The organism is Actinoplanes sp. NPDC020271, assembly GCF_044388125.1.
Taxonomy (GTDB): domain Bacteria; phylum Actinomycetota; class Actinomycetes; order Mycobacteriales; family Micromonosporaceae; genus Actinoplanes.
Genome location: NZ_JBIRWQ010000009.1, coordinates 227,961 through 247,929, shown reverse-complemented (window position 1 = coordinate 247,929; position 19,969 = coordinate 227,961). Strand labels below are relative to the sequence as shown.

General features: G+C 71.6%; 28 protein-coding genes. 17 read left to right on the top strand and 11 right to left on the bottom strand.

Features of this window, described 5'->3' with window-relative positions:
- Positions 1-33: 33 nt before the first annotated feature.
- The 3 genes from ACH442_RS22105 to ACH442_RS22095 all read left to right on the top strand — a co-directional run bounded on the left by ACH442_RS22105 (position 34) and on the right by ACH442_RS22095 (position 1,504).
- Positions 34-579: an RNA polymerase sigma factor gene (locus ACH442_RS22105; protein WP_396339954.1), complete on the top strand. Its 546-nt coding sequence runs from the start codon at positions 34-36 to the stop codon at positions 577-579.
- Positions 576-938 carry a hypothetical protein gene (locus tag ACH442_RS22100; RefSeq protein ID WP_396339953.1) on the top strand — a complete coding sequence of 121 codons (363 nt, stop codon included), beginning with the start codon at positions 576-578 and terminating at the stop codon, positions 936-938. The genes ACH442_RS22105 and ACH442_RS22100 overlap by 4 nt, the downstream gene beginning before the upstream one ends.
- A gap of 239 nt (positions 939-1,177) precedes the next feature.
- On the top strand, positions 1,178-1,504 hold the full coding sequence (locus ACH442_RS22095; protein WP_396339952.1) for a hypothetical protein: 327 nt from the start codon (positions 1,178-1,180) through the stop codon (positions 1,502-1,504).
- Here the strand turns inward: ACH442_RS22095 and ACH442_RS22090 are convergent.
- The 3 genes from ACH442_RS22090 to ACH442_RS22080 all read right to left on the bottom strand — a co-directional run bounded on the left by ACH442_RS22090 (position 1,488) and on the right by ACH442_RS22080 (position 4,493).
- On the bottom strand, positions 1,488-2,483 hold the full coding sequence (locus ACH442_RS22090; RefSeq protein ID WP_396339951.1) for a TerC family protein: 996 nt from the start codon (positions 2,481-2,483) through the stop codon (positions 1,488-1,490). The two genes, ACH442_RS22095 and ACH442_RS22090, sit on opposite strands and share 17 nt — an antisense overlap.
- Positions 2,484-2,682: 199 nt before the next feature.
- Positions 2,683-3,585 carry an arylamine N-acetyltransferase gene (locus tag ACH442_RS22085; RefSeq protein WP_396339950.1) on the bottom strand — a complete coding sequence of 301 codons (903 nt, stop codon included), beginning with the start codon at positions 3,583-3,585 and terminating at the stop codon, positions 2,683-2,685.
- A gap of 110 nt (positions 3,586-3,695) precedes the next feature.
- Positions 3,696-4,493: a thioesterase family protein gene (locus tag ACH442_RS22080; RefSeq protein WP_396339949.1), complete on the bottom strand. Its 798-nt coding sequence runs from the start codon at positions 4,491-4,493 to the stop codon at positions 3,696-3,698.
- 408 nt (positions 4,494-4,901) lie between these two features.
- Here ACH442_RS22080 and ACH442_RS22075 point away from each other — a divergent pair, with 408 nt between their 5' ends.
- Positions 4,902-5,462 (top strand): TetR/AcrR family transcriptional regulator, encoded by a 561-nt coding sequence (locus ACH442_RS22075; protein WP_396339948.1) that lies wholly within the window; start codon positions 4,902-4,904, stop codon positions 5,460-5,462.
- A gap of 279 nt (positions 5,463-5,741) precedes the next feature.
- Here the strand turns inward: ACH442_RS22075 and ACH442_RS22070 are convergent, their stop codons facing one another.
- From ACH442_RS22070 to ACH442_RS22060, 3 genes are read right to left on the bottom strand one after another with little or no spacing between them, the layout of a single operon-like run.
- The gene (locus ACH442_RS22070) at positions 5,742-7,232 is read right to left on the bottom strand and encodes a M1 family metallopeptidase (RefSeq protein ID WP_396339947.1); all 1,491 of its coding nucleotides are present in this window, start codon (positions 7,230-7,232) and stop codon (positions 5,742-5,744) included.
- Between the two features lie 40 nt (positions 7,233-7,272).
- Positions 7,273-7,479 (bottom strand): hypothetical protein, encoded by a 207-nt coding sequence (locus ACH442_RS22065; protein ID WP_396339946.1) that lies wholly within the window; start codon positions 7,477-7,479, stop codon positions 7,273-7,275.
- Positions 7,460-8,425, bottom strand: a complete 966-nt coding sequence (locus ACH442_RS22060) for a DUF2332 domain-containing protein (protein ID WP_396339945.1) — start codon at positions 8,423-8,425, stop codon at positions 7,460-7,462. The genes ACH442_RS22065 and ACH442_RS22060 overlap by 20 nt, the downstream gene beginning before the upstream one ends.
- Positions 8,426-8,487: 62 nt before the next feature.
- Between ACH442_RS22060 and ACH442_RS22055 the strand changes: the two genes are divergently transcribed.
- Both ACH442_RS22055 and ACH442_RS22050 read left to right on the top strand, forming a co-directional pair.
- The gene (locus tag ACH442_RS22055) at positions 8,488-8,739 is read left to right on the top strand and encodes a hypothetical protein (RefSeq protein WP_396339944.1); all 252 of its coding nucleotides are present in this window, start codon (positions 8,488-8,490) and stop codon (positions 8,737-8,739) included.
- Between the two features lie 56 nt (positions 8,740-8,795).
- Entirely contained in the window at positions 8,796-8,948 is a 153-nt protein-coding gene (locus ACH442_RS22050) for a hypothetical protein (protein ID WP_396339943.1), read from the top strand.
- On the opposite strand, the gene ACH442_RS22045 is transcribed toward ACH442_RS22050, so the two are convergent.
- Positions 8,929-9,696, bottom strand: a complete 768-nt coding sequence (locus ACH442_RS22045) for a hypothetical protein (protein ID WP_396339942.1) — start codon at positions 9,694-9,696, stop codon at positions 8,929-8,931. The genes ACH442_RS22050 and ACH442_RS22045 overlap by 20 nt on opposite strands.
- 62 nt (positions 9,697-9,758) lie before the next feature.
- Here ACH442_RS22045 and ACH442_RS22040 point away from each other — a divergent pair, with 62 nt between their 5' ends.
- Positions 9,759-10,247: a MarR family winged helix-turn-helix transcriptional regulator gene (locus ACH442_RS22040; RefSeq protein ID WP_396339941.1), complete on the top strand. Its 489-nt coding sequence runs from the start codon at positions 9,759-9,761 to the stop codon at positions 10,245-10,247.
- Here ACH442_RS22040 and ACH442_RS22035 read toward each other — a convergent pair.
- Entirely contained in the window at positions 10,240-11,106 is an 867-nt protein-coding gene (locus tag ACH442_RS22035; RefSeq protein ID WP_396339940.1) for a LysR family transcriptional regulator, read from the bottom strand. The genes ACH442_RS22040 and ACH442_RS22035 overlap by 8 nt on opposite strands.
- Before the next feature lie 70 nt (positions 11,107-11,176).
- On the opposite strand from ACH442_RS22035, the gene ACH442_RS22030 reads away from it, so the two are divergent.
- On the top strand, positions 11,177-12,013 hold the full coding sequence (locus ACH442_RS22030) for a 4-hydroxy-tetrahydrodipicolinate synthase family protein (protein WP_396339939.1): 837 nt from the start codon (positions 11,177-11,179) through the stop codon (positions 12,011-12,013).
- On the opposite strand, the gene ACH442_RS22025 is transcribed toward ACH442_RS22030, so the two are convergent.
- On the bottom strand, positions 11,997-12,458 hold the full coding sequence (locus ACH442_RS22025) for a phage tail protein (protein ID WP_396339938.1): 462 nt from the start codon (positions 12,456-12,458) through the stop codon (positions 11,997-11,999). The genes ACH442_RS22030 and ACH442_RS22025 overlap by 17 nt on opposite strands.
- 47 nt (positions 12,459-12,505) lie before the next feature.
- Between ACH442_RS22025 and ACH442_RS22020 the strand changes: the two genes are divergently transcribed.
- The 4 genes from ACH442_RS22020 to ACH442_RS22005 are packed head-to-tail and all read left to right on the top strand — an operon-like array spanning position 12,506 to position 14,529.
- Entirely contained in the window at positions 12,506-12,706 is a 201-nt protein-coding gene (locus ACH442_RS22020) for a hypothetical protein (protein WP_396339937.1), read from the top strand.
- Positions 12,707-12,716: 10 nt separating this feature from the next.
- A complete protein-coding gene (locus ACH442_RS22015; protein WP_396339936.1) occupies positions 12,717-13,535 on the top strand; it encodes an SDR family oxidoreductase in 819 nt (272 codons plus the stop codon).
- On the top strand, positions 13,535-14,149 hold the full coding sequence (locus tag ACH442_RS22010; protein WP_396339935.1) for an HAD family hydrolase: 615 nt from the start codon (positions 13,535-13,537) through the stop codon (positions 14,147-14,149). The genes ACH442_RS22015 and ACH442_RS22010 overlap by 1 nt, the downstream gene beginning before the upstream one ends.
- Before the next feature lie 26 nt (positions 14,150-14,175).
- Complete coding sequence (locus ACH442_RS22005; RefSeq protein ID WP_396339934.1) at positions 14,176-14,529, top strand: DUF6204 family protein; 354 nt, start codon at positions 14,176-14,178, stop codon at positions 14,527-14,529.
- Here ACH442_RS22005 and ACH442_RS22000 read toward each other — a convergent pair.
- Positions 14,526-14,990, bottom strand: coding sequence for a GNAT family N-acetyltransferase (locus ACH442_RS22000; RefSeq protein ID WP_396339933.1), 465 nt, complete (start codon positions 14,988-14,990; stop codon positions 14,526-14,528). The two genes, ACH442_RS22005 and ACH442_RS22000, sit on opposite strands and share 4 nt — an antisense overlap.
- A 65-nt stretch (positions 14,991-15,055) precedes the next feature.
- On the opposite strand from ACH442_RS22000, the gene ACH442_RS21995 reads away from it, so the two are divergent.
- Positions 15,056-15,772: a Clp protease N-terminal domain-containing protein gene (locus ACH442_RS21995; protein WP_396339932.1), complete on the top strand. Its 717-nt coding sequence runs from the start codon at positions 15,056-15,058 to the stop codon at positions 15,770-15,772.
- On the opposite strand, the gene ACH442_RS21990 is transcribed toward ACH442_RS21995, so the two are convergent.
- Positions 15,773-16,291, bottom strand: coding sequence for a 2'-5' RNA ligase family protein (locus ACH442_RS21990; RefSeq protein WP_396339931.1), 519 nt, complete (start codon positions 16,289-16,291; stop codon positions 15,773-15,775).
- 170 nt (positions 16,292-16,461) lie between these two features.
- Between ACH442_RS21990 and ACH442_RS21985 the strand changes: the two genes are divergently transcribed.
- From ACH442_RS21985 to ACH442_RS21970, 4 genes are read left to right on the top strand one after another with little or no spacing between them, the layout of a single operon-like run.
- Entirely contained in the window at positions 16,462-17,400 is a 939-nt protein-coding gene (locus ACH442_RS21985) for an ABC transporter ATP-binding protein (protein ID WP_396339930.1), read from the top strand.
- A complete protein-coding gene (locus ACH442_RS21980) occupies positions 17,397-18,176 on the top strand; it encodes an ABC transporter permease (RefSeq protein ID WP_396339929.1) in 780 nt (259 codons plus the stop codon). The genes ACH442_RS21985 and ACH442_RS21980 overlap by 4 nt, the downstream gene beginning before the upstream one ends.
- A 20-nt stretch (positions 18,177-18,196) precedes the next feature.
- Positions 18,197-19,318, top strand: coding sequence for a sensor histidine kinase (locus ACH442_RS21975; RefSeq protein ID WP_396339928.1), 1,122 nt, complete (start codon positions 18,197-18,199; stop codon positions 19,316-19,318).
- Positions 19,315-19,926: a response regulator gene (locus ACH442_RS21970; protein WP_396339927.1), complete on the top strand. Its 612-nt coding sequence runs from the start codon at positions 19,315-19,317 to the stop codon at positions 19,924-19,926. The genes ACH442_RS21975 and ACH442_RS21970 overlap by 4 nt, the downstream gene beginning before the upstream one ends.
- Positions 19,927-19,969 lie beyond the last annotated feature (43 nt).

The following is a 19,969-nucleotide window of genomic DNA, read 5'->3' as shown; positions in this document are numbered from 1 at the left end:
TTCCCGAGGCCCTTTGTGATTCTCGTGTTGCCGATGCCCCGGTCGCTGCTGCGCTGGTGGCGGGGGACCGTCCCGGCCGTGACAGCGGCGTCCGCGGCGCCCCCGATCGACGAGCTCTACCGCGAGCGGCGTCTGCCTCTGGTACGCCTGGCCGTGCTCATGGTCGATGATCTGCCCACCGCCGAGGACGTCGTCCAGGACGTGTTCACCCGGCTCTACCGCAGTCACGGCACCGGCCTGAGCGCTGTCGGCGATCCGGAGTCCTACCTGGTGTCGGCGGTGATGAACGCGGCCCGGTCGGTGCTGCGCCGTCGCCGGATCGCCCGCGCCTACCTGCCACCACGGCCGGACCCGGCCCCGGCCGCCGAGGACGAGGCCCTGCTCGGCGCCGGTGACCGCGAGGTGATCCGGGCCCTGGGCCGGCTCACCACCCGGCAGCGGCAGGTCATCGTCTTGCGCTACTGGTCCGGGCTCTCCGAGCGGGAGATCGCCGGCACGCTGCGGATCTCGGCCGGAACCGTCAAGTCGACCGCGCACCGCGCCCTGACCCTGCTGCGCGCCGAACTGGGGGAGAAATGACCGGACCCGACCTGGAACAGCGCCTGCGCGCGGCCCTCTCCGCCCGGGCCGCCGCCGTCACCCATCAGCACCTGCGCCACGACCTCGCTCCCCGTCGCCGCTCCCCGGCCCGATGGTGGCTGCCGCTGACCGCCGGTCTCGCCGCCGCGGCCGTGTCGATCACGGCGTTCCTCCTGCTGCACCCGGTGAACTCGGAGCCGCCGGCCGCACCGCCTCCGCCGAGCCCGGCCACCTCACCACCCGCGCCGTCGCTGTCGGTGCCCACGGCCGGGCCCACCCCGACCGCATCGGCGCCGCGGCCGACCGCCGCCTCGACCCCGTCGGCATCGGGTCCGGCGGTCGGAAAAACGCCGCGCTGAGCTGCTTTTTCGTGGTTCTGCGGGGTGACCGTGCCCCGCCACGGAGGTCGCCCTTGTGGGTTTCGCGTTCGGGGCCGGCCACGGCCCTGCGAAGCCCACAAGGGTCCCCGCGGGAGCGGCGGAGGGTGACCACAGCGAAGACAGGACATGAAGAACTTGATCTTCGGGAGGCGGCGAGCGCAGCGATGCCGACCGGGACTGTTCTTGCCGTGCATCGATGTCGGTGATAGCTGTTGGCGATGGGCTGGTTCGGTGTGCGGGCGGTTTTCGCGTTCGATCTCGGGGAGCGCGGGGTGCTGACCTACGAGGAGCGGGTGACGCTGTGGCAGGCCGAGTCGGCGGACGCGGCCCGGGAGCTGGCCGGCCGGGACGCCGCGGAGTATGCGCGCTGCCTCGACGGGTGCGAGTTCACCGGACTGCTGCAGGCCGGTGAGCTGCCGGAAGAGCCCGGGCACGGCGCGGAGGTGTTCGCGCTGATGCGGGACAGCGCGTTGCCGCCGGACAAGTATGTGGCGGCATTTTTCGACACCGGCTGGGAGCGGCGCGGGATCAGCGACGGTGAGTGACCGTCGCCCGGCGGTCGAGGCGGGCCCGGGTCACCGACGCGATCGCGGTCAGCGCGAGAGCGCCGGCGATGACCGCAAGTGAGACGCCGATGCCGATGTGCGGGGCCCAGCCGACCGGGCGGCCGCCGTTGAGGAACGGCAGATTGTTCTCGGCCAGGGCCTGCAAGACGAGTTTCACGCCGATGAAACCGAGCACGACCCCGAGGCCGATCGACAGATAGACCAGGCGGTCGAGCAGGCCGCCGAGCAGGAAGTACAGCTGGCGCAGGCCCATCATCGCGAACACGGTCGCGGTGAAGATCAGGTACGGGTGGTCGGTGAGCCCGAAAATGGCCGGCAGCGAGTCCAGCGCGAAGATGACGTCGGTCGTGCCGATCGCGATGAAGACGACGATCAATGGCGTGAACAGGCGGCGGCCGCGGGCGTCGCGGGTGAACACGCGGGACCCGTCGTATCGTCCGGTCATCGGCAGGACCCGGCGGGCCCAGCGGACCAGCAGATTCTCCTGGTATTCGGGCTCGTTGTCGTCGTAACCGAAGACCTTCACCGCGGTGTAGACGAGAAACCCGCCGAAGATGTAGAAGACCCAGGTGAACCGGCTGATCGCGGCCGCGCCGAGCGCGATGAACGCGCCGCGCAGCAGCAGCGACAGAATGATGCCGACGAGCAGCACCTTCTGCTGGTAGCGGCGCTCGATCCGGAACCGGGACATGATGATGACGAACACGAACAGGTTGTCGACCGACAAGCTGTACTCGGTGAGCCAGCCGGCCAGGTACTGCCCCGCCGCGGCACCGTCGAAATGCGACCACAGGAAAAGCGCGAAGAGCACTGCCAGCGCGACGTAGCCGGTCACCCACAGCACGCACTCCCGCAGGGACGGCTCGTGCGGGCGGCGGCTGACCAGCAACAGGTCGAGCAGCACGAGCGCTCCGAGACCGACGAGGGTGACCGTCCACAACCAGCCGGTTACCTCCACGGGCGAAACCTCCCAGCAGTGCCACGGCGACGGGGGACCATCAGCAGCCTCCCAGAGTCGGCCCGGACGATAAAGGGTCCTTCGTGCATTGACAGGGATGTACCCGGCAACCCACCCGGTCCCGCCTTCCCGTCGGATTTCCGACGCGCGCCGATGTGTCCGATCGCGCACAGCACCCGGTGGGAGGTCCGGACCCTTGTCAGGAGGGCCGAGCGGCCGCCGCCTGCCGCGCGCGCCAGGCCGCCTCCGCACGTTGCATGCGCTCGAACAGCGCCGCACGGTCGTCATCGCCGACGGCCGACAGGTCCAGTCGGAACACCTGCTCCGCGACCTCGAACCACTCCTCGGCGGACGTCAGGACCCGTGTCGAACGCCCGCCGGCATCGTCACGGGTCAACTCGTCGTTGAGGATGAAGTCGGTCCCGAGCGCGTCGCGGCGAAAGAGTTCACAGGTCTGGACGAACGGGGACCGCGGCGACGTCGAGAGTTCGGCGTGATAGGCGCTGAAGTCCTCCCAGACGGCCGGCGCGAGCGTGAAGTCCATGCTGTGGAAGGTCGTCTGCACCGGGTCGGTGAAGAACCGCCAGGCGTCCGGCCCGATCTCCGGCAGCATCTGCAACCGGAAGCTGAAGGGGCCCTGGACGTGGGTGCCCTCCCGCAACGGGATCGGCTCGTAGTGCGAGTTGGCCAGGCCGACGTCGATCGACCACCGTTCGCCGTCGATCACGACGGTGAGCGCCAGGTGCGTGCCGTACTCGTCGGAGGTCGGCTTCGCGCGCTCGGCGCTGCCGTTGATCTGGCCGCGGTGGAGCGTGACGTCATACCCGAGGACGGTCAGCAGCGAGGCGAAGGCATTGTTCAGGTTGAAGCAGTAGCCGCCCCGGCCCGCGAGGATGCGGCCCACGGATTCCTCCGGGCTGATGCCCGGCGGGCGACCGAGCTGGATGTCGATGTTCTCGAAGGCGATGCGCTCGACGTGTGCACGGTGCAGCCTGCGCAGCGTGTCGAGCGTCGGCGCCCCGGGGGATTCCGAGGCGTCGATGCCGAGCGTGCTCAGATAGGGCGCCACCCACGCGGGATGCCGGGACGTCTCCGCAGTCATGGCCGCGAAGAGTAGCGCCTCCCACCCCCGGCAGCCCAACGGATTTCTCGTCACCCCGAGGACGAGACCCGGCCGGGCCCCACCGTGGTTCTGACGGACGGATGGCGGCGTCAGGGGCGGACGGCGGCCAGCTGGGTGGCCTGGGCGACCAGGGCACCTTTGGTGTCCCAGAGCTGGGCGGTCTCGTCCATGCGGCCGCTGGTGACCTCGGCCGACTGCATGGTCATCAGCAGCGGGCCCGGGGCGGGGAGGCGACGCAGGTACGCGGTGAGGCTGATCGTCGGCGCCCAGCCCTGGATGCCCAGCGTCAGGGAGATCGGCGGGGTGGGGTCGAGAGCGACCAGCAGGCTCAGCGGATCCCAGTCGGTGCCGTCGGCCAGGCGCAGGTAGCCGCCGATCTGGCCGGTCGTCGACGGGTGGCCCATCGCGAACGTGAGCGTGGTCGGGTCGAGACGGTGCTCGACCACGTCGAGCAGGTGGACCGGGAACGTGGCGCCGGGCGGCTCGGACGGCAGCAGGTAGCACTCGTCCTCGGCGGGCAGGGTCGGGACCGGCAGGCCGGACCACCACGGGGCGGCGTCGTCCAGAGTGCCCTGGGTGACCAGGGACTCCGCGCACGGTGAGCCGTCCTGGGCGAGGCGGGCCCGGAACTGGGCCGAGCTGCGGCCGGTGCGCAACGACTCGACGGTGACCGTGACCGGGCCGGGTTGCGGCGGGCGCAGGAACGTGGTCGTCACCGCGATCGGGTGCGGGTGTGCGGGGCCGGCGGCGGCGGTGACGGCCCGGGCGGTCACGGCCATCAGGTAGCCGCCGTGGAGTTTGTCGCCGACGGCCCACTGCGGGTCGAGGTCGGCGGTGTATCCGTCGGCGGCGGGGTGAACGGTGGTCGCCTCCGAGAAGCTCTGCATGCGATCACCCTAGGTCGCGGGAACGGGTGGACGGTTGCGGGAGTGGCCGGGACGACTCCCGCTGCCTGACCCGGACGGCGCCCCGCGAGCCGACCCGGGCGACTCCCGGGAAGAGCTGGTCGGAGGCGTTCGATGATCGTGGCGTCGGCGGTGCGGCCGGCCTCGCACATGGTCTGCGGGCCGTAGCGGCCGCCGGTGCGTTCGCCTCGTCGACCTCGAACGCGTCGATGTCGGGCAGGGCCGCTGCAGCACCTTCGCGGTGGCCGGGATGATGCCCTTGGCCAGGGGGTGCGTACCGCGTCGACGATGACGGCGTCTCGCATGACACGACCTCCGGACACAATTCACAGACCGGTCGGTCCCACTCCACGCGTGTCGCGGACCACTCGGTCCGTTAAGCTGGCCACCATGGCCCGCACCCCGATCCCCGGCACCCGGGAGAACATCCTCAGCGCCGCCAGCGACCTCTTCTACCGCCATGGCGTCCGCGCGGTCGGCATGGCGCAGGTGATCGAGGCCGCCGGCTGCGGGAAGAACCTGCTGTACCGGCACTTCCCCAGCAAGGCGCACCTCGCCGCGGCGTATCTGACGCTGGTCCGCGAGCGGCGCGACCGGTCCATCGCCACCGCCCTGAAGACGGCCGGCGACCCCGCCGGGCAGCTGATCGCGCTGGTCACCGAGGTCGCCGACCTGGTCCGCAGCCCGGAATACCGGGGGTGCGCGTTCCGCAACCATCTCACCGAGTTCCCCGGCGAGGACGACGAACCGGCCCGGGTCGCCCGCGCCTACCTGCGCGACACCCGCGCGCAGGTCGACCTGCTCGTCGCCGCGCTCGGCAAACCGGATCGCGACGCCGACCGGATCTGGCTGCTGATCGGTGGCCTGCACGGCGACCCCGGGCAGGCGGCGGTCGCCATCGAGTGGGTCACCGAGCTGGTCAGCGAGCCCGGCCCGCTTCCCCCGCCATGACGCGCGTGCCCGGCTCGGAATCCGTCTCGACCGTGCAGTGCCCGCCCGCCTCCGCCTGCTGCGCATAGCCTGCCGGCTCGGAGCGGTGTTTCGCGGGCCGGGAGGCGCGGCTGAGGCCGGCCGGCCGGCGCGGAGTGCTGTCTGCGGGCGCTGAAGGATCCCCCGGCGTCGGCCGGTGAGCTCCAACGGCCAGGACGTGAGAAACGCCGCAGGGTCGCGGCGAGAAGGGAAACGCCGCGGCGTCCGGGGAGAGACGCCGCGGCGTGGTGGGCGAATCGGTCAGTGCTCGTTGAGGAGCTGGTGCGTCTCGCTGATCTTGGCCCAGGACTTCGGGGCCGCCGGGGCCTTCAGGGCACGCGCCGCGCTCGGCAGGGCCGGCTTCGACGGGGTGTAGAGCCAGGCCCGGAACAGCGCGTCCAGGTCCTTGCCGGAGATCTTCTCGGCCAGGGCGGTGAACTCCTCGGTGGTCGCGTTGCCGTACTTGTGCGTGGCGGTCCACGTGCGCAGGATCTCGAAGAAGTCGTCGTCGCCGACGGCCAGGCGCAGCTGGTGCAGGGTGAGTGCGCCGCGGTCGTAGACGGCGTCGCCGAACAGTTCGGCGACACCCGGGTCGGCCGGCGCGGTGGTCCAGATGGCCGCGTCGTCCGGGTAGGACGAGTAGACGTAGTCGAAGATCTCCTGCGCGGTGCCCTCGTTGTTCTTCTCCGACCACAGCCATTCGGCGTAGCTGGCGAAGCCCTCGTTGAGCCAGATGTTCTGCCAGTTGCGGACCGACACGGAGTCGCCGAACCACTGGTGGGCGTTCTCGTGCGCGATCACGTACGTGTTCGAGCCGCGCCGGAAGAAGCCGGCCGAGTAGTTCGGGCGGGTCTGGTTCTCCAGTGCGAACCCGAGCGTGTCGGGCGGGACGACGACGCCGCCGCGGGCCTCGAACGGGAACGGCCCGAAGACCGTCGACTCCCAGTCGGTGACCTCCGCGGTCCGTTCGACGCTGGCCTGCGCGGCGTCCCGGAAGTCCGGGCTGAGCAGCTGCGAGTACGCGTTGTAGACCGGCGACCCGTCCGCGGTGGTGTCGGTGGTGACGTCGTACTGCCCGACGGTCAGGAACGTCAGGTACGTGGCCTGCGGTTTCAGTGACCGCCAGCTCCACCGGGTGTAGCCGAGGGTTTCGCGGACCGGCGGGCGCGGCTGCACGCCGTTGCTGATCGCCTCGACGCCGTCGGGCACGGAGACGGACACGTCGAAGGTGGCCTTGTCCGACGGGTGGTCGTTGCTCGGGTACCACCACCAGGCGATTTCGGGCTCACCGACGGCGAGCGCGCCGTCCGGGGTGCGAACCCAGGCGGTGTATCCGGCGGCAACCTTCGACGACGGTACACCCGAGTACTGCACGACGATGGTCAGCGCCTGGCCCTTGGTGACCGTGCGGGCCGGGGTGACGACCAGTTCGTGGTCGCCCTGCCGGCTGAAGGTCGCGGGCCGGTTGTTGACCAGCACCGAGGCCGTGTCGAGGACGAAGTCCAGGTTGAACCGGCTCAGATCCTGGGTGGCGGTGGCCAGGATCGTGGTGGTGCCGGTCAGCTTGTCGGTGGCCGGCGTGTAGCGCAGGCGGATGTCGTAGTGGGAGACGTCGTACCCGCCGTTGCCGTAGTCCGGGTAGTACGAGTCACCGATGCCCGGCGCTCCGGGCGCGGGAGCGGCCTGGGCGGCCACCCCCGTTCCGGCTAGCGTCAACGCAGTGGCGAGGGTGGCCACTAGCAGTCGTCGCACGGTCGAACTCCCTCCGATAGGTAAGGCTGATCGCGTCAACCTATCGAAGAACCTCGACGCCGATGTTAAAAGACACGTTTACGTCAGTGAATGCAGCAGGCGCCAGCATCGGGGTGCGGGCGCCGTCCTGGCCGAGGCTGCGGAGCTCGTCCTCGATCTCGCCGGGCGCGAGTGTCGTTCTCGTCAGCGAACCCGCGGCGAGGTTCCGCTCGACGGATCCGGACAGGTCAGCGGCGTGCAGCGGCATCACCGGACGGTAGCGACCCGAACCAGGTCAGGGACTCGCCGTGTCCGCGTACCCAGGCCAGGGGCTCGCCGTCGAGGGTGAGCACGTTGTGCAGCGCCGCCGACGGGGGCGGCGGAAGCTCCCGTCCCGGGTTGACCACTCTCGGACTCTCGACGGCGATCCAGTGCCCGGGCAGGGCGCGCACCACGTCGAGGAACGCCTGCGGGTCGGGCAACTGGTAGAGCATCGACGTGTGGTAGACGACCAGTGTCGCGTCCGCCGGGGCCTGCGCGGCCAGGGCCGGCAGGTCGATGACCGCGTCGCCGCGGACCAGGCGCGGCGGGTCCTTGCGGGCCACCTCGATCGCGGCGCGCAGCCGGTCACGCCGATGGTGGTGTTCCGGCCAGATCAGCGCGTCGAGCCAGGCGACGTCGTCCGCATCGGTCACGTCCAGGGGGTTGAGGTCGAGCCCGGCCCGCCACACGATGCGCGGCAGCCGGGCCGGTGGGGTGAACCCGGTGGCGGTGCAGTCCAGCAGCGGGGTGCCGGCGCCGACCGTGCGGGAGCCGTAGCGGTAGGCGTACCTGTCCGGGAACAGGCTCAGCCCGGCCGACGCGCCGACGTCGAGCAGGGCGAGGGGCTGCGGCAGGCTCGCCAGGACCGGGAGCAGCGCGGCCGTGCGGGCGACCTCGTTGGTCTGGGTCGCCCGGACCAGCATCCGCTCTGCGATGTCGTCCCAGTGTTCCAGGGCGAACGCGCGGAACGCGCCGGGGTCGCCGACCGGGCCGCCGAGCAGCCGCACGACGGCGAACAACAGGTTGGGCTGCTGCTTCGGCCCGGGCAGACCGGCCAGACGTCCGAGGAGATCAGCATCGGACGCGACGTGCAGGGCGAGACGCTCGTAGGCGGGCGAGACACCGTGCGCCTCCCGGGCCGCGAAGTCCAGGTACTCATCAGCAACGGTCATCGCTGCATGATGGCAAACAAAACGGATGGCGCGATGCCCGCGCGGCTCGCGAGGATGCGGTGATGACCACCACTTTTGAGGGCTTCGTGGCCGAGGGCGTGTCCGTGCCGGTCGAGGGCTGGGACTTCTCCTGGTTCGGCGGCCGGGCCACCGAGCAGCGGCCCGGCTGGGGCTACGCGGGGCTGATCGGCGCCCGGATGGCCGGCACCGACCGGGTTCTCGACCTGCAGACCGGCGGCGGTGAGGTCCTCGCCGGGGCGGCCGCGGCCGGGAACCGTGGCGGCACCGGCAGCAGGCCGAAGCGGCCGGGCTGAAGGTCGCCGACCTGCGCGACGAGTGGCTGCGCGTCGAGTTCCTCGACGTCGCCGCGGTGATCGTCTTCCTGCGCAAGGTGATCTGGACGGTGCCCGGTTTCACCGTCGACGCCTACCGGGACCGGCTGCGTGACCTGCATGAACTCATCGAGCAGGAGGGGTCGTTCGTCGCGCGGTCACGCCGGTTCCTCATCGAGGCACGTCGTTGAGGAAGTCAACCGCGTGCGCGTACGGTCGTTGCGCGCCGATCGCGTCGGCCGCGCGCGCGATCTCCCGGGCCAGGATCGCCGCCCCGGCCTCGTCGCCCTCGTCGCGGGCGAGCACGGCCAGCAGGAACTGTTGAGTGAGCAGCCCGGGCAGGAGACCGGCCTGCGCGCTCAGCGCCGTCGCCCGTCCCCACTTGCCGTAGGCCGCCGCCAGGTCCCCGCGGTCCCGGTCGTGGTCGCCCAGATGCCGCAGCGCCTCCCGCTCCAGTCGCAGGTCGGTGTGCTCACCGGCGCGCAGCGCCGCCTCGTAGTGCGCCGGCGCGAGATCCCGGCGGCCGAGCACGTTGTCCGCGACCAGTCCCTGATACATCTGCGCCCAGCCCCGCCGTACCGGGTCGGGCGCCCGCTCGTCCATCCGGACCGCCCCGCCCCGCAGCGCCTCCACCGCGGCCGGGTCCTTGCCCTCGGGGCCGGGCGCCCAGGTCCCACCCGTCCCGAGCAGGGCGAAATAGTCGTGCCGGAACCACAGGAAGTCCAGGTCCCAGCTGTCACCGAGCCGGGCCGCCGCGGAGAGGCGCCCGGCGGCCAGCGCGGTCCCGCAGAACACGTCGGATTCCAGGGCGACTTCGGCCGCGACCACCGCTGTCCGGAAATCACCGTCGGTGGCGTCCAGCAGCGACAGTGCCCGCTGCCAGCGTCCGGCCCATGCCAGTTCCCGGGCCGCCTCGTGAACCTCGTCGATGTCGGTCATGCTCGGCGACGGTAGTTATGCGAAAAACTATCCACAAGAAAACTACTTCGGGGGTACGGGCGATGCGCGACGCCATCGATGACCATGTGGACCTGTGGGCCGGGCAGCTCGACGGGTTCGACCCGGCCCGGGAGGCGATCACCGGCCGGCTGATGCTGCTGGGCCGGCATCTGGCCGGGTCGCGGCGCGCGGCGCTGGGCGCGAGCGGCCTGATGCATTGGCAGTTCAAGGTGCTGTTGATGCTGCGCCGCGCCGGGCGGCCGTACGAGCGGAGCCCTTCGCAACTGGCCGACCAGTTGGGACTGACCCGCGGCGCGCTCTCCGCCCGGCTGCGCCCCCTGGAGGAAGCCGGGCTGATCACCAGGACGAGCGAGGACGGTGACCGGCGGCGCGTGCGGGTGCGTCTGACCACGGCCGGGCTCGCCGCGTGGCAGCGGCACACCGGCGCCGAGAGTGACGCCGAGGAGTCCCTGCTGGCGCTGCTCACGCCGGCCGAGCGGGACCAGTTGGCCGCGCTGCTGCGCAAACTGGTCCTGCGGACGGTCAGTTGACGCCGGTCAGGGCGGCGACGAGGGCGGCGACCGAGGGATGGCCGGCGGCGCCTCGGCGGTACGCGATCCGGGTGCGCCGCCGCAGGCTCAGCGCGACCAGGCGCACGCCGGTGGCCCGCCCGGCGGCGAGCTCGGGCACCAGGGACACGCCCTGACCGGCGCCGACCAGGGCCAGCACGGTCGCGAAGTCGTCGGCGCGGTGCCGCACCCGCGGCGTGAAACCGTGCGCGGCGCAGGCCCGCACGGTCGCCTCGTGACACAACGTCCCCTCACTGGCCAGGATCCACGGCTGGTCGCGGGCACCGTCCAGGGTGTCGCAGTCGCCGCCGGCCGGGACGGCGAGGAAGACCGTCTCGTCGAGCAGCGGCACCGAGTCCAGGTCCGGGTCGACGTCGCCCGGTGCGACGTCGTAGTCGTTGAGCAGGGCCACGTCGAGGCGGCGTTCGCGCAGCGCGGCCGGGGCGTCGGCCGGATCCAACTCGGTCACCATCAGCTCCAGCGCGGGATGGTCACGGCCGAGCGTGACCAGGGCCGGTGGGAGCAGGGTGCGCACGGCGGTCGGGAACGCGCCGATCCGCAGCGGACCGGCCGGACCGGCGCGCAGAGCGGCCAGCGCGGCGCCGGTCTCTTCCAGGGCGGCGAGCACGGTCGCGGCGTGCCGGGCCAGGACCCGGCCGGCCGGGGTGAACGTGACCCGGCGGCCGGTGCGTTCCAGCAGCGGCAGGCCGGTCTCGCGTTCCAGGGCGGACAGTTGCTGGGAGACGGCGCTCGGCGTGTACGTGCGGGCCTGCGCGACGGCGGCGATCGTGCCGAGGCGTTCCAGGTCGCAGAGCAGGCGCAGTTTGCGGACGTCGAGCATCAGTTCAGCTTACGAGTGTGTTCAGGAACGTGAACTGGACCTGATGCTCGGTGGGGCCGAGGCTGGTGGCATGAACCTGACCGGCGTCTTCGTACCGATGATCACCCCGTTCGACGAGTCCGGGGCGGTGGATTACTCCGTACTGGAAGATCTGGCCTCGGAAATTCTGGAAGCGGGCGCGGCCGGGCTCGTCGGGCTCGGCACCACCGGCGAGCCGTCGTCGCTGACCGCGGCGGAACGCGACGGTGTGCTGCGGGTGCTGGCGCGGGTCTGTGCGCGGCGGTCGGCGCCGCTGATCGCCGACCATCCGCAGGCGGTGGCCGCGCTGAGCCTGGTCCCGCCGTTCGTCCGCCCCGGCGCCGAGGGCGTGGTCGCGCACTTCACCGCCCTCGCGGCGGCCGGTCGGGTGCCGCTGATCGTCTACCACGTGCCGCCGCGCACCGGTCAGAGCCTGGACGCGGCGACCCTGCGGCGCATCGGCGCGCTCGACCGGGTGATCGGCGTCAAGTACGCGACCGGGGCCCTGGACGCGGACGTGGTCGCGCTGCTGGCCGGCCCGCCGCCCGGTTTCGCGGTCCTCTCCGGCGACGACGTGTTCCTGTCCCCGCTCCTGGCCCTGGGTGCGGCCGGTGGCATCCTCGCGTCCGCGCACGTCGCGACCGACCGGTTCGTGGCGCTGTTCGACGCCTGGCAGGCCGGTGACCCGGCGACCGCCCGGCGGCTGACCCACGAGTTGACGCCGCTGTCGGCGGCGCTGTTCGCCGAGCCGAACCCGACGGTGATCAAGGCGGTTCTGCACGCGCAGGGCCGCATCGGCACCCCGTCGGTACGCCTGCCGCTGCTGCCCGCCTCGGACGCCGCCCGGGAGCACGCGCTGGGCGTAGCCCGGCTCAGTGCTCTTTCTTGATGACGAAGTAGGAGCCGCGGATGGTGCCGGCCAGTTTTGACTTCTGGCGGGCGAACTTGAACGTGCCCAGCTCCTCCGGGACCTCCATACCGTCGGAGAGCTTGAACCCGACCGCGCGTTTGCCACCCTCGTCCAGCGTGTACATGACGTTGATCGACAGGCCGCTCTCGTAGAAGACGTACGCCATCCTGATGTTCTCCACCTGGAACGCGGACGCCTGCAACGGGCGGGACGCGATCGTCAGGTCGCGCTCGTCGGCGAGGATGCCGTGCACCCAGTCGACGGTCTCCTTCGCCTCGTCCGCGGGTTCGACGGTGAAGACGTGGTCATACTTGGTCTTGAAGTAACGGGCCTCGTTGGCCCGCAGGCCGGCGAGCGCCTCGGCGACCGGTGACGACTCCAGCCCGGTGGCCGACACGGTGGCGAAATCCACGACGTAGGACATCAGCGGTCCCTTCCCTGTCTTCCGGCGTTCCCGGACACCAGGCTAGTGTGCTGCCCGGTGAGGACGGGAAGCTTCTGACGGCGGTCGGTGCGAATCCGGTGCTGGGCGTTCCGGGGATCGTGCCGATCTTCCTGGGCTACTGCTACCTGACGAACGGGCCGCTGTGGGAGCTCGGGTGGACCAGCCGGGAGCCGGCGGAGAACGACGCGTGCCCGCGGTGGCGCCGGTCGGGCGGGTGGCCGCGATAGGGTGGGGCGCGTGACGAGACGGCTGTTGGTGACCGGGGGCAGCGGATCGCTGGGGCGGCGGGTGTTCGCGCGGGCGGCGGCGAGCGGCTGGGAGCCGGTCGGGACCTATGTGGCCGCTCCCGCACCGACCGCCGGCGTGCGGATGGACATTCGCGACCCCGACGCGGTACGCCGGGTCATTGCGCAGGTCAGACCGGATGCCATCGTGCACACCGCGGCGGGGCGGGACCGCGGCGACTGGCCGGCGACCGCGGACGGCGCCGCGCACGTGGCGATGGCCGCGCGGGGGATCCGGCTCGTGCACGTGTCCAGTGACGCGATCTTCTCCGGGCGGGAGGTGCACTACGGCGAGGCGGCGCTGCCGGATCCGGTGTACCGGTACGGGGCGGCGAAAGCGGCCGCGGAGACCGCCGTCCGCGCGATCGACCCATCCGCCGCGGTGGTGCGCACGTCGCTGATCCTCGGCGACGGCAACGGCGCCCACGAGATCCTGACCCGGGATCTGATCGCCGGCCGGGCCACCGGCGCGTTGTTCACCGACGAGGTCCGTACGCCGGTGCACGTCGACGACCTGGCCGACGCGCTGCTGGAACTGGCCGGTGGTGACCATGCCGGGGTGCTGAACGTGGCCGGTGCGGACGCGGTCAGCCGGTACGAGCTGGGGGTGCTGGTCGCCCGCCGCGACGGACTGGACCCTGAGCGGATCCCGTCCACGTCCCTGGCCGCGCTGGGTGTGCGCCGTCCGGGCGACGTACGCCTGGACATTGATCTTGCCAAGCAGCGGCTGAACGTCCGGCTGCGGGGCGCGCACGAGTTCCTGGCCCGCTGATGCAGCCGGTCTGGGACATGGACGGCACGCTGATCGACTCGACGACGGTGGTGCCGGAGGCGTTCGTGCGGGCGGTCGCCGCGCTCGGCGGGCCGCCGGTGACCGTCGCGGACGTGATCGGCTCCTACTGGCGCGGGACGAACGAGGTGATCCTGTCGCACCTGGCCGGGCGGGAGCTGACCGCCGCCGAGCAGGAGGTGTACCACCGGGAGCTGGACGGCCGGGCGGTGCCCGCCTACCCGGGTGTCGCCGGGACCCTGGACGCGTTGCGGGCGGCCGGGCTGCCGGTGGTCGTGTTCACCGGGGCCGGCACCCGCCCGGCCGCGACGCTGCTGCGCTCGGCCGGGATCGCGGTGGACCTGCTGATCGGCGGTGACCAGGTGAAGCGTCCGAAACCGGCGCCGGACGGCGTGCTGCTCGCGGCGCAGCGGCTGCACACCACCCCCGACCGGTTGATCATGGTGGGGGACTCGCCGCTGGACCTGCGCTCGGCGAGAGCGGCCGGTGGGCACAGCGCGGCGGCGGCCTGGGGGCACATGTACGACCCGGCCGAGCCGGCCGACGTGGTGCTGACCCGCCCGGACGACCTGCTGGCGGTAATCGGGTGTCGGTGAGCGGGACGGATGAAGATACTGGCCCGATGAGTGAGAGCCGCACGATCCGCGTGACCGTACGTGGGTCCTTCGACAACCTGACCGACGAGCAGAAAGCCGCACTGGCGGCGAACGGCGGTGACGACCTGCTCAGCGTGGAGTACACCGAGCAGGGGCACGTCACGTACGACATCGCGGCCCGCCCGTTCTTCACGTTCCGCTTCGCCGAGCAGGTCGCCGACGAGAAGGAGATCCCGCAGGCCGCGATCCGCGCCGAGATGAAGGCCGTGGCGTGGCTGGAGGAGCGCGGCTACGGCTACAAGAAGATCACCTCGCAGACGGTCGACATGTCCGAGGTGCCCCTGGGCAAGCGCGGCCGGCGCGAGGCCGCCAAGTCCTAGCCGCGCTCGGCGGCACGACGCACGTGCAGGTGGCCCGGCAGCGGGAAGCCCGGGCTCGGCGGCAGTTCGCTGCGCAGCGGGTAGCCGCAGCGCCGGGCCACCCCGCACGAGGCGACGTTCGCCACGTTGTGGAGCAGGGCCAGTTCGTCCATCCCGAACCGGGTGAACGCCCAGCCGGTGACCTGCTCGACCGCCCACGCCGCGACGCCCTGGCGACGGGCGGGCGCGGCGACCCAGTAGCCGATCTCCCACCGGCCGGGCGCCGGCGTCTTGACCGCGACGTTGCCGACGATCGCGCCGTCGCGCACCACCGCGAAACTGTGCCGGTGCGCGTCGGTCAGGACGGTGTCGATCCAGGCGGCGGGGGACAGCGCGCCGGTCCACTGCCGCACCTGCGGATCGGTCAGCAAGGGCAGCAACGCGCCCGCGTCGGCGGCCGTCCACGGCCGCAACCCCATCATGCGACGCAGCCTACATCGTCAACTCAAGGTTGACGGTACCGGAGCGTCAACCTATGGTTGACGCCATGACAGAACTCGACCCACCGGTACGTCTCGACGACCTGATCACCGCGATCACCAAGAACCGCCCCGACGCCCCGCTCGACCGGCTCTCCGACGCGGTCCTGCTCGGCGACCACCTCGGGGATCTGGCCGACCACCTGATCGGTCACTTCGTCGACCAGGCCCGCCGCTCGGGCGCGTCGTGGACCGAGATCGGCCGCAGCATGGGCGTGTCCAAGCAGGCCGCCCAGAAACGGTTCGTGCCGAAGGAGAAACTGGACGCGTCGCAGGGCTTCAACCGCTTCTCCGACCAGGCCCGCGCGGCGATCGTCTCCTCGATGAACCTGGCCAAGCGGCACGGCAACGTCGAGATCACCCCGGCTCATCTGGTCCTCGGGCTGCTCGAGCAGCCCGGAAGCCTGGCCGTGACGGCGATCCTCGCGCAGGGCCTGACCGTCGAGGCGGTCGCCGAACGTATGGTCGCGGCCCTGCCCGGAGGTGGTCAGGACGTGCCGGCGCTGATTCCCTACGACGCCCGTTCCCGCAAGGCGCTGGAGTTGACGTTCCGGGAGGCGTTGCGGCTCTCGCAGGAGCACATCGGCACCGGGCACGTGCTGCTGGCCCTGCTCGAAGAGGAGGAACCCGGGGGCGGGGTGCTGCACACCCTCGGGATCGACAAGGCCGCCGTCGAGCAGACCGTCACCCGCGGCCCGGACGAGGTCAAGGCCGAGACGGCGTAGTCAGCCGAGCGGGAAGTCGGTCAGCGTGTGCCACGAGTCGCCGGGCTCGGGCCGGCCCGTGATCAGTCGCAGGGACGTGACCCGGGCCCGGATCGGCAGGTGCGCCTCCACCTCGGTGGCCGCCTCGGCCAGCCCGGGCCTGTCGTCGCCGACGGTCAGGTGCGGGACGACATCGGTGAACTCCCCGCCGTACGGCTGCGCGGCCGGGAACCGGACGGCGAGCCGGTTGGTCAGCTCCCGGAACGGTTCGGCCGGGTTCGGCGACAGCCACAGCACCTTCTCGCCGAACCAGCCGACCCGGTCCAGGGTCAGGAAGAAGCGCGGCACGCCCGCCGCGATCAGCCGGACCGCGGCCAGCACTTGCGGGCTCAGCTGGTCCGGGGGCAGGAACGGGAAGATCACCGTGATGTGCGCGGGCACACCCCACGACGCGGACCGGTCCAGGCGGGATCGCAGGCCGGCGACGGCCGGCTCGGCTTCGGGAATCGGCACGATCAGGGCGCTCTGCGTCGGTTCCATCCGCGAAGTGTCGTCGATGGACGGCGCCGGACAAAGCACATCAGCCGGTAATCCGCGGGCGAATCGGTGGACATTCGCCGCCTCGGGGCGGTAATCGCTGACGGATGTCATGGGCGAGCCGTGACGCATAGCCGGGGCGTCACGACGTACGGGAAAGAAGAATTGCTCTCATGACGCTCACCGCTTCAACCGATCTCGCGGCCTCCGGTACGGGGCAGCTGGCCGTGAACCTGGATGGCGTGGTCAAACGATTCGGCACGGTCACCGCCGTGAACGGGATCGACCTGCACATCCGCCCCGGAGAGGTGGTAGCCCTGCTGGGGCCCAACGGCGCCGGTAAGACGACCACGGTCGACCTGCTTCTCGGACTTTCCCAGCCCAGCTCGGGCACCGTGCAGGTCTACGGCCGCACCCCGCAGGACGCCGTCGCGCTGGGCCTGGTCTCGGCCGTCATGCAGACCGGCGGCCTGCTCAAGGACTACACGATCGAGGAGACGGTACGCCTGACCGCCGTCCTGTTCGGCCGCCCGCGCGAGGCGGTGCAGGTGGCGCTCAAGCGCGCCGGGATCGCCGACATCGGTGACCGCCTGGTCGGCAAGTGCTCGGGCGGTCAGCAGCAGCGGCTGCGGTTCGCGATGGCGCTGCTGCCCGACCCGGAACTGCTGATCCTCGACGAGCCGACGACCGGCATGGACGTCGGTGGCCGCCGCGAGTTCTGGGACGCGATCCGCGAGGACGCCGAGCGCGGCCGCACGGTCATCTTCGCCACGCACTACCTGGAGGAGGCCGACGCCTACGCGGACCGGATCGTCCTGGTGCGCCGCGGCAAGATCGTCGCCGACGGTACGGCCAGCGAGGTCAAGGCGCTGGCCGCCGGCCGCACGGTCCGCGCGACCCTGCCCGACCCGGAACGCCTGGACCTGTCGGCGATCCCCGGCGTCGAGTCGTCGGAGATCCGCGGCGACAGTCTCTACCTGCACGGGCGCGACACCGACGCGATCGCCCGCTACCTGCTGAACCAGACCGATGCCCGGGACCTGGAGATCACCTCCCGGAACCTGGAGGACGCGTTCCTGACGCTGACCGCCGACGAGGAGACCCCGGCATGACCGCCACCACGATCGAGCGCCGCCTGCCGAAACTCGGCGGCTTCAACCTCGGCATGATCGGCCTGGAGCTGCGCCGGCTGGTCCGCAACAAGCGGACCGTGATCTTCAGCGTCGTCATGCCGCCGGTGTTCTTCCTGCTCTTCGGCACCAGCGCCGACTACAAGACCGAGCGCATCGGCGACGGCAACGCCACCGCCTACGTGCTGATCAGCATGGCCGTCTACGGTGCGATGCTGGCCACCACGTCGGGCGGGGCGATGGTGTCGATCGAGCGGGCCGCCGGGTGGAGCCGGCAACTGCGGCTGACGCCGCTCAAACCGGCCGCGTACGTCGCGATCAAGCTCACCCTCGCGATGATCATCGGTTTGGTGTCGGTGATCGTGGTCAACGTGGTCGGCGCGTTCTTCGGCGCGGACCTGCCCGTCTCCGAGTGGATCGCCTGCGCCGTCCTGGCCTGGGTCTGCGCGCTCGTTTTCGCCGCGTTCGGCCTGTTCATGGGTTATCTGCTGCCCAGTGAGAACGTGATGCAGATCCTCGGCCCGGCCCTGGCCATCCTGTCCTTCGCCGGCGGGCTGTTCGTGCCGCTGGACACGCTCGGCAGCACCTTCGCCACGATCGCCAAATTCACTCCGGTGTACGGCGTGGGAGAACTCGCCCGGTACCCGCTCACCCAGTCCGGGCACCTGTGGCAGCCGATCCTGAACGTGGCCGCCTGGACCCTGGTCTTCTCGCTCGGCGCGATGTGGCGGTTCCGCCGCGACACCGCCCGCGTCTGAACCCCCGGTACCGTCTGCTCATGAGCACCGCTGTCATCGAGACACCCGGCCGGCCCGGCTTCCGCGCCGGCTGGGTGTTCGCCGCGATGTGGCTGTTCTACCTCGGTGAGAACCTGCAGGCGATCCTCGCTCACCCGCGCGGCATGTGGCGCGACATCGGTCTGGCCGCGCTCGTCCTGTTCGCCCTGACCTACGTGTGGGTGGTCGGCACGATGCGCCGGGTCCGGCGGGACCTGCCGTACCCGCAGCACGTCCTGCCGATCTGGCTGGGCCTTCTCGTCCTGGCCGGGTTCGCGCTGCTGCAGCTGCCGGCCGCCGGGCCGACCGTGCTGACCTGCGCGGTCTACATCACCGCGACCGCCGTGATGGGCCTGCAACTGCAGCACGGCCTGGCCGTCGCGGTCCTGGTCGCCCTGACCGTCGAGGTCGCCATCCGCACGGTGCCCGGCTGGCATGCGGTCAGCCAGGGTTACGCCCTGGCCGTGGTCCTCGCGGCCGCCGCGACCTGGGGCATGCGCCTGGCCCTGGAACGGCAGTCGCGGCTCATCCAGGCCCAGCACGAACTGGCCGAACTCGCCGTCGCCGACGAACGCTCCCGCATCGCCGGGGATCTGCACGACATCCTCGGGCACTCGCTGACCGTCATCGCGGTCAAGGCCGAACTCGCCCAGCGGCTGCTCGACGTCGACATCGAACGCACCCGCGCCGAACTGGCCGACCTGGAAGCCCTGTCCCGGGACGCGCTCGCCGACGTGCGGGCGACCGCGATGGGCATGCGCGGCATCTCCCTGGCGGGCGAGATCGCGGCCGCGAAAGCCGCGCTGGCCGCCGCGAACGTCGAGGCCGACCTGCCCGGCGCGGCCGACGACGTGCCGACCCGGCACCGGGAACTGTTCGCCTGGACGATCCGGGAAGCGGTCACCAACGTCGTCCGGCACAGCCGGGCCCGGCACGCCGAGGTCCGGCTGAGCCCCACCAGTGTCGAGATCGTCGACGACGGTCAGGGCGCGACGACCACCGGCAACCCGGGCCAGGGCCTGGCCGGGCTGCGCCGGCGCGCCGACGAACTCGGCGCGCACCTGACCTGCGGCCAGCGCGGGGACCGGCCGGGTTTCCGAGTACGAGTGGAGGTCCCCTCATGATCAAGTTGTTGCTCGCCGACGACCAGGCCCTGGTGCGCGGCGCGATGGCCGCCCTGCTCGACCTGGAACCCGACATCAAGGTCGTCGCCGAGGTCGGCCGCGGCGACGAGGTGGTCGACGCGGCCCAGTCCCACGACGTCGACGTCGCCCTGCTCGACGTGCAGATGCCCGGCCTCGACGGGATCAGCGCGGCCCGCCTGCTCAACGAGGCGATGCCCTCGTGCAAGGTGCTGATGGTGACCACGTTCGGCCGGGCCGGGTACCTGCGCCAGGCGATGGCGGCCGGCGCGTCCGGGTTCGTCGTCAAGGACACCCCGGCCCGGCAACTGGCCGACGCGGTCCGCCGCGTCCACCAAGGCCTGCGCGTGGTCGACCCGGCGCTGGCCGCGCAGAGCCTCGCGCACGGCGACTCGCCGCTGACCGACCGCGAATCCGACGTGCTGCGGGCCGCCCGCGACGGCGGGACGGTGGCCGACATCGCCCGGGAACTGCGCCTGTCCGACGGGACGGTCCGCAACCACCTGTCGTCGGCGATCGGCAAGACCGGGGCCCGGACCCGCGCCGAGGCGGTCCGGCTCGCCGTCGACAACGGCTGGCTGCTCGGCTGAGCCGACTTGCGGTTGACACTGTGACAAGGTTTTGACTGAGGTC

Bases quoted from the DNA above. Each gene is read 5' to 3' on its own strand.
- ACH442_RS22065 (WP_396339946.1), bottom strand. From the start codon at position 7,479: ATGCCGCTGCACGCCGCTGACCTGTCCGGATCCGTCGAGCGGAACCTC.
- ACH442_RS21975 (WP_396339928.1), top strand. From the start codon at position 18,197: ATGAGCACCGCTGTCATCGAGACACCCGGCCGGCCCGGCTTCCGCGCC.
- ACH442_RS22055 (WP_396339944.1), top strand. From the start codon at position 8,488: ATGACCACCACTTTTGAGGGCTTCGTGGCCGAGGGCGTGTCCGTGCCG.
- ACH442_RS22005 (WP_396339934.1), top strand. From the start codon at position 14,176: ATGAGTGAGAGCCGCACGATCCGCGTGACCGTACGTGGGTCCTTCGAC.
- ACH442_RS22035 (WP_396339940.1), bottom strand. From the start codon at position 11,106: ATGCTCGACGTCCGCAAACTGCGCCTGCTCTGCGACCTGGAACGCCTC.
- ACH442_RS22085 (WP_396339950.1), bottom strand. From the start codon at position 3,585: ATGACTGCGGAGACGTCCCGGCATCCCGCGTGGGTGGCGCCCTATCTG.
- ACH442_RS22040 (WP_396339941.1), top strand. From the start codon at position 9,759: ATGCGCGACGCCATCGATGACCATGTGGACCTGTGGGCCGGGCAGCTC.
- ACH442_RS21985 (WP_396339930.1), top strand. From the start codon at position 16,462: ATGACGCTCACCGCTTCAACCGATCTCGCGGCCTCCGGTACGGGGCAG.
- ACH442_RS22060 (WP_396339945.1), bottom strand. From the start codon at position 8,425: ATGACCGTTGCTGATGAGTACCTGGACTTCGCGGCCCGGGAGGCGCAC.
- ACH442_RS22080 (WP_396339949.1), bottom strand. From the start codon at position 4,493: ATGCAGAGCTTCTCGGAGGCGACCACCGTTCACCCCGCCGCCGACGGA.
- ACH442_RS22010 (WP_396339935.1), top strand. From the start codon at position 13,535: ATGCAGCCGGTCTGGGACATGGACGGCACGCTGATCGACTCGACGACG.
- ACH442_RS22025 (WP_396339938.1), bottom strand. From the start codon at position 12,458: ATGTCCTACGTCGTGGATTTCGCCACCGTGTCGGCCACCGGGCTGGAG.
- ACH442_RS22075 (WP_396339948.1), top strand. From the start codon at position 4,902: ATGGCCCGCACCCCGATCCCCGGCACCCGGGAGAACATCCTCAGCGCC.
- ACH442_RS21970 (WP_396339927.1), top strand. From the start codon at position 19,315: ATGATCAAGTTGTTGCTCGCCGACGACCAGGCCCTGGTGCGCGGCGCG.
- ACH442_RS22000 (WP_396339933.1), bottom strand. From the start codon at position 14,990: ATGATGGGGTTGCGGCCGTGGACGGCCGCCGACGCGGGCGCGTTGCTG.
- ACH442_RS22030 (WP_396339939.1), top strand. From the start codon at position 11,177: ATGAACCTGACCGGCGTCTTCGTACCGATGATCACCCCGTTCGACGAG.
- ACH442_RS21980 (WP_396339929.1), top strand. From the start codon at position 17,397: ATGACCGCCACCACGATCGAGCGCCGCCTGCCGAAACTCGGCGGCTTC.
- ACH442_RS22095 (WP_396339952.1), top strand. From the start codon at position 1,178: ATGGGCTGGTTCGGTGTGCGGGCGGTTTTCGCGTTCGATCTCGGGGAG.
- ACH442_RS22105 (WP_396339954.1), top strand. From the start codon at position 34: ATGCCCCGGTCGCTGCTGCGCTGGTGGCGGGGGACCGTCCCGGCCGTG.
- ACH442_RS21990 (WP_396339931.1), bottom strand. From the start codon at position 16,291: ATGGAACCGACGCAGAGCGCCCTGATCGTGCCGATTCCCGAAGCCGAG.
- ACH442_RS22100 (WP_396339953.1), top strand. From the start codon at position 576: ATGACCGGACCCGACCTGGAACAGCGCCTGCGCGCGGCCCTCTCCGCC.
- ACH442_RS22045 (WP_396339942.1), bottom strand. From the start codon at position 9,696: ATGACCGACATCGACGAGGTTCACGAGGCGGCCCGGGAACTGGCATGG.
- ACH442_RS21995 (WP_396339932.1), top strand. From the start codon at position 15,056: ATGACAGAACTCGACCCACCGGTACGTCTCGACGACCTGATCACCGCG.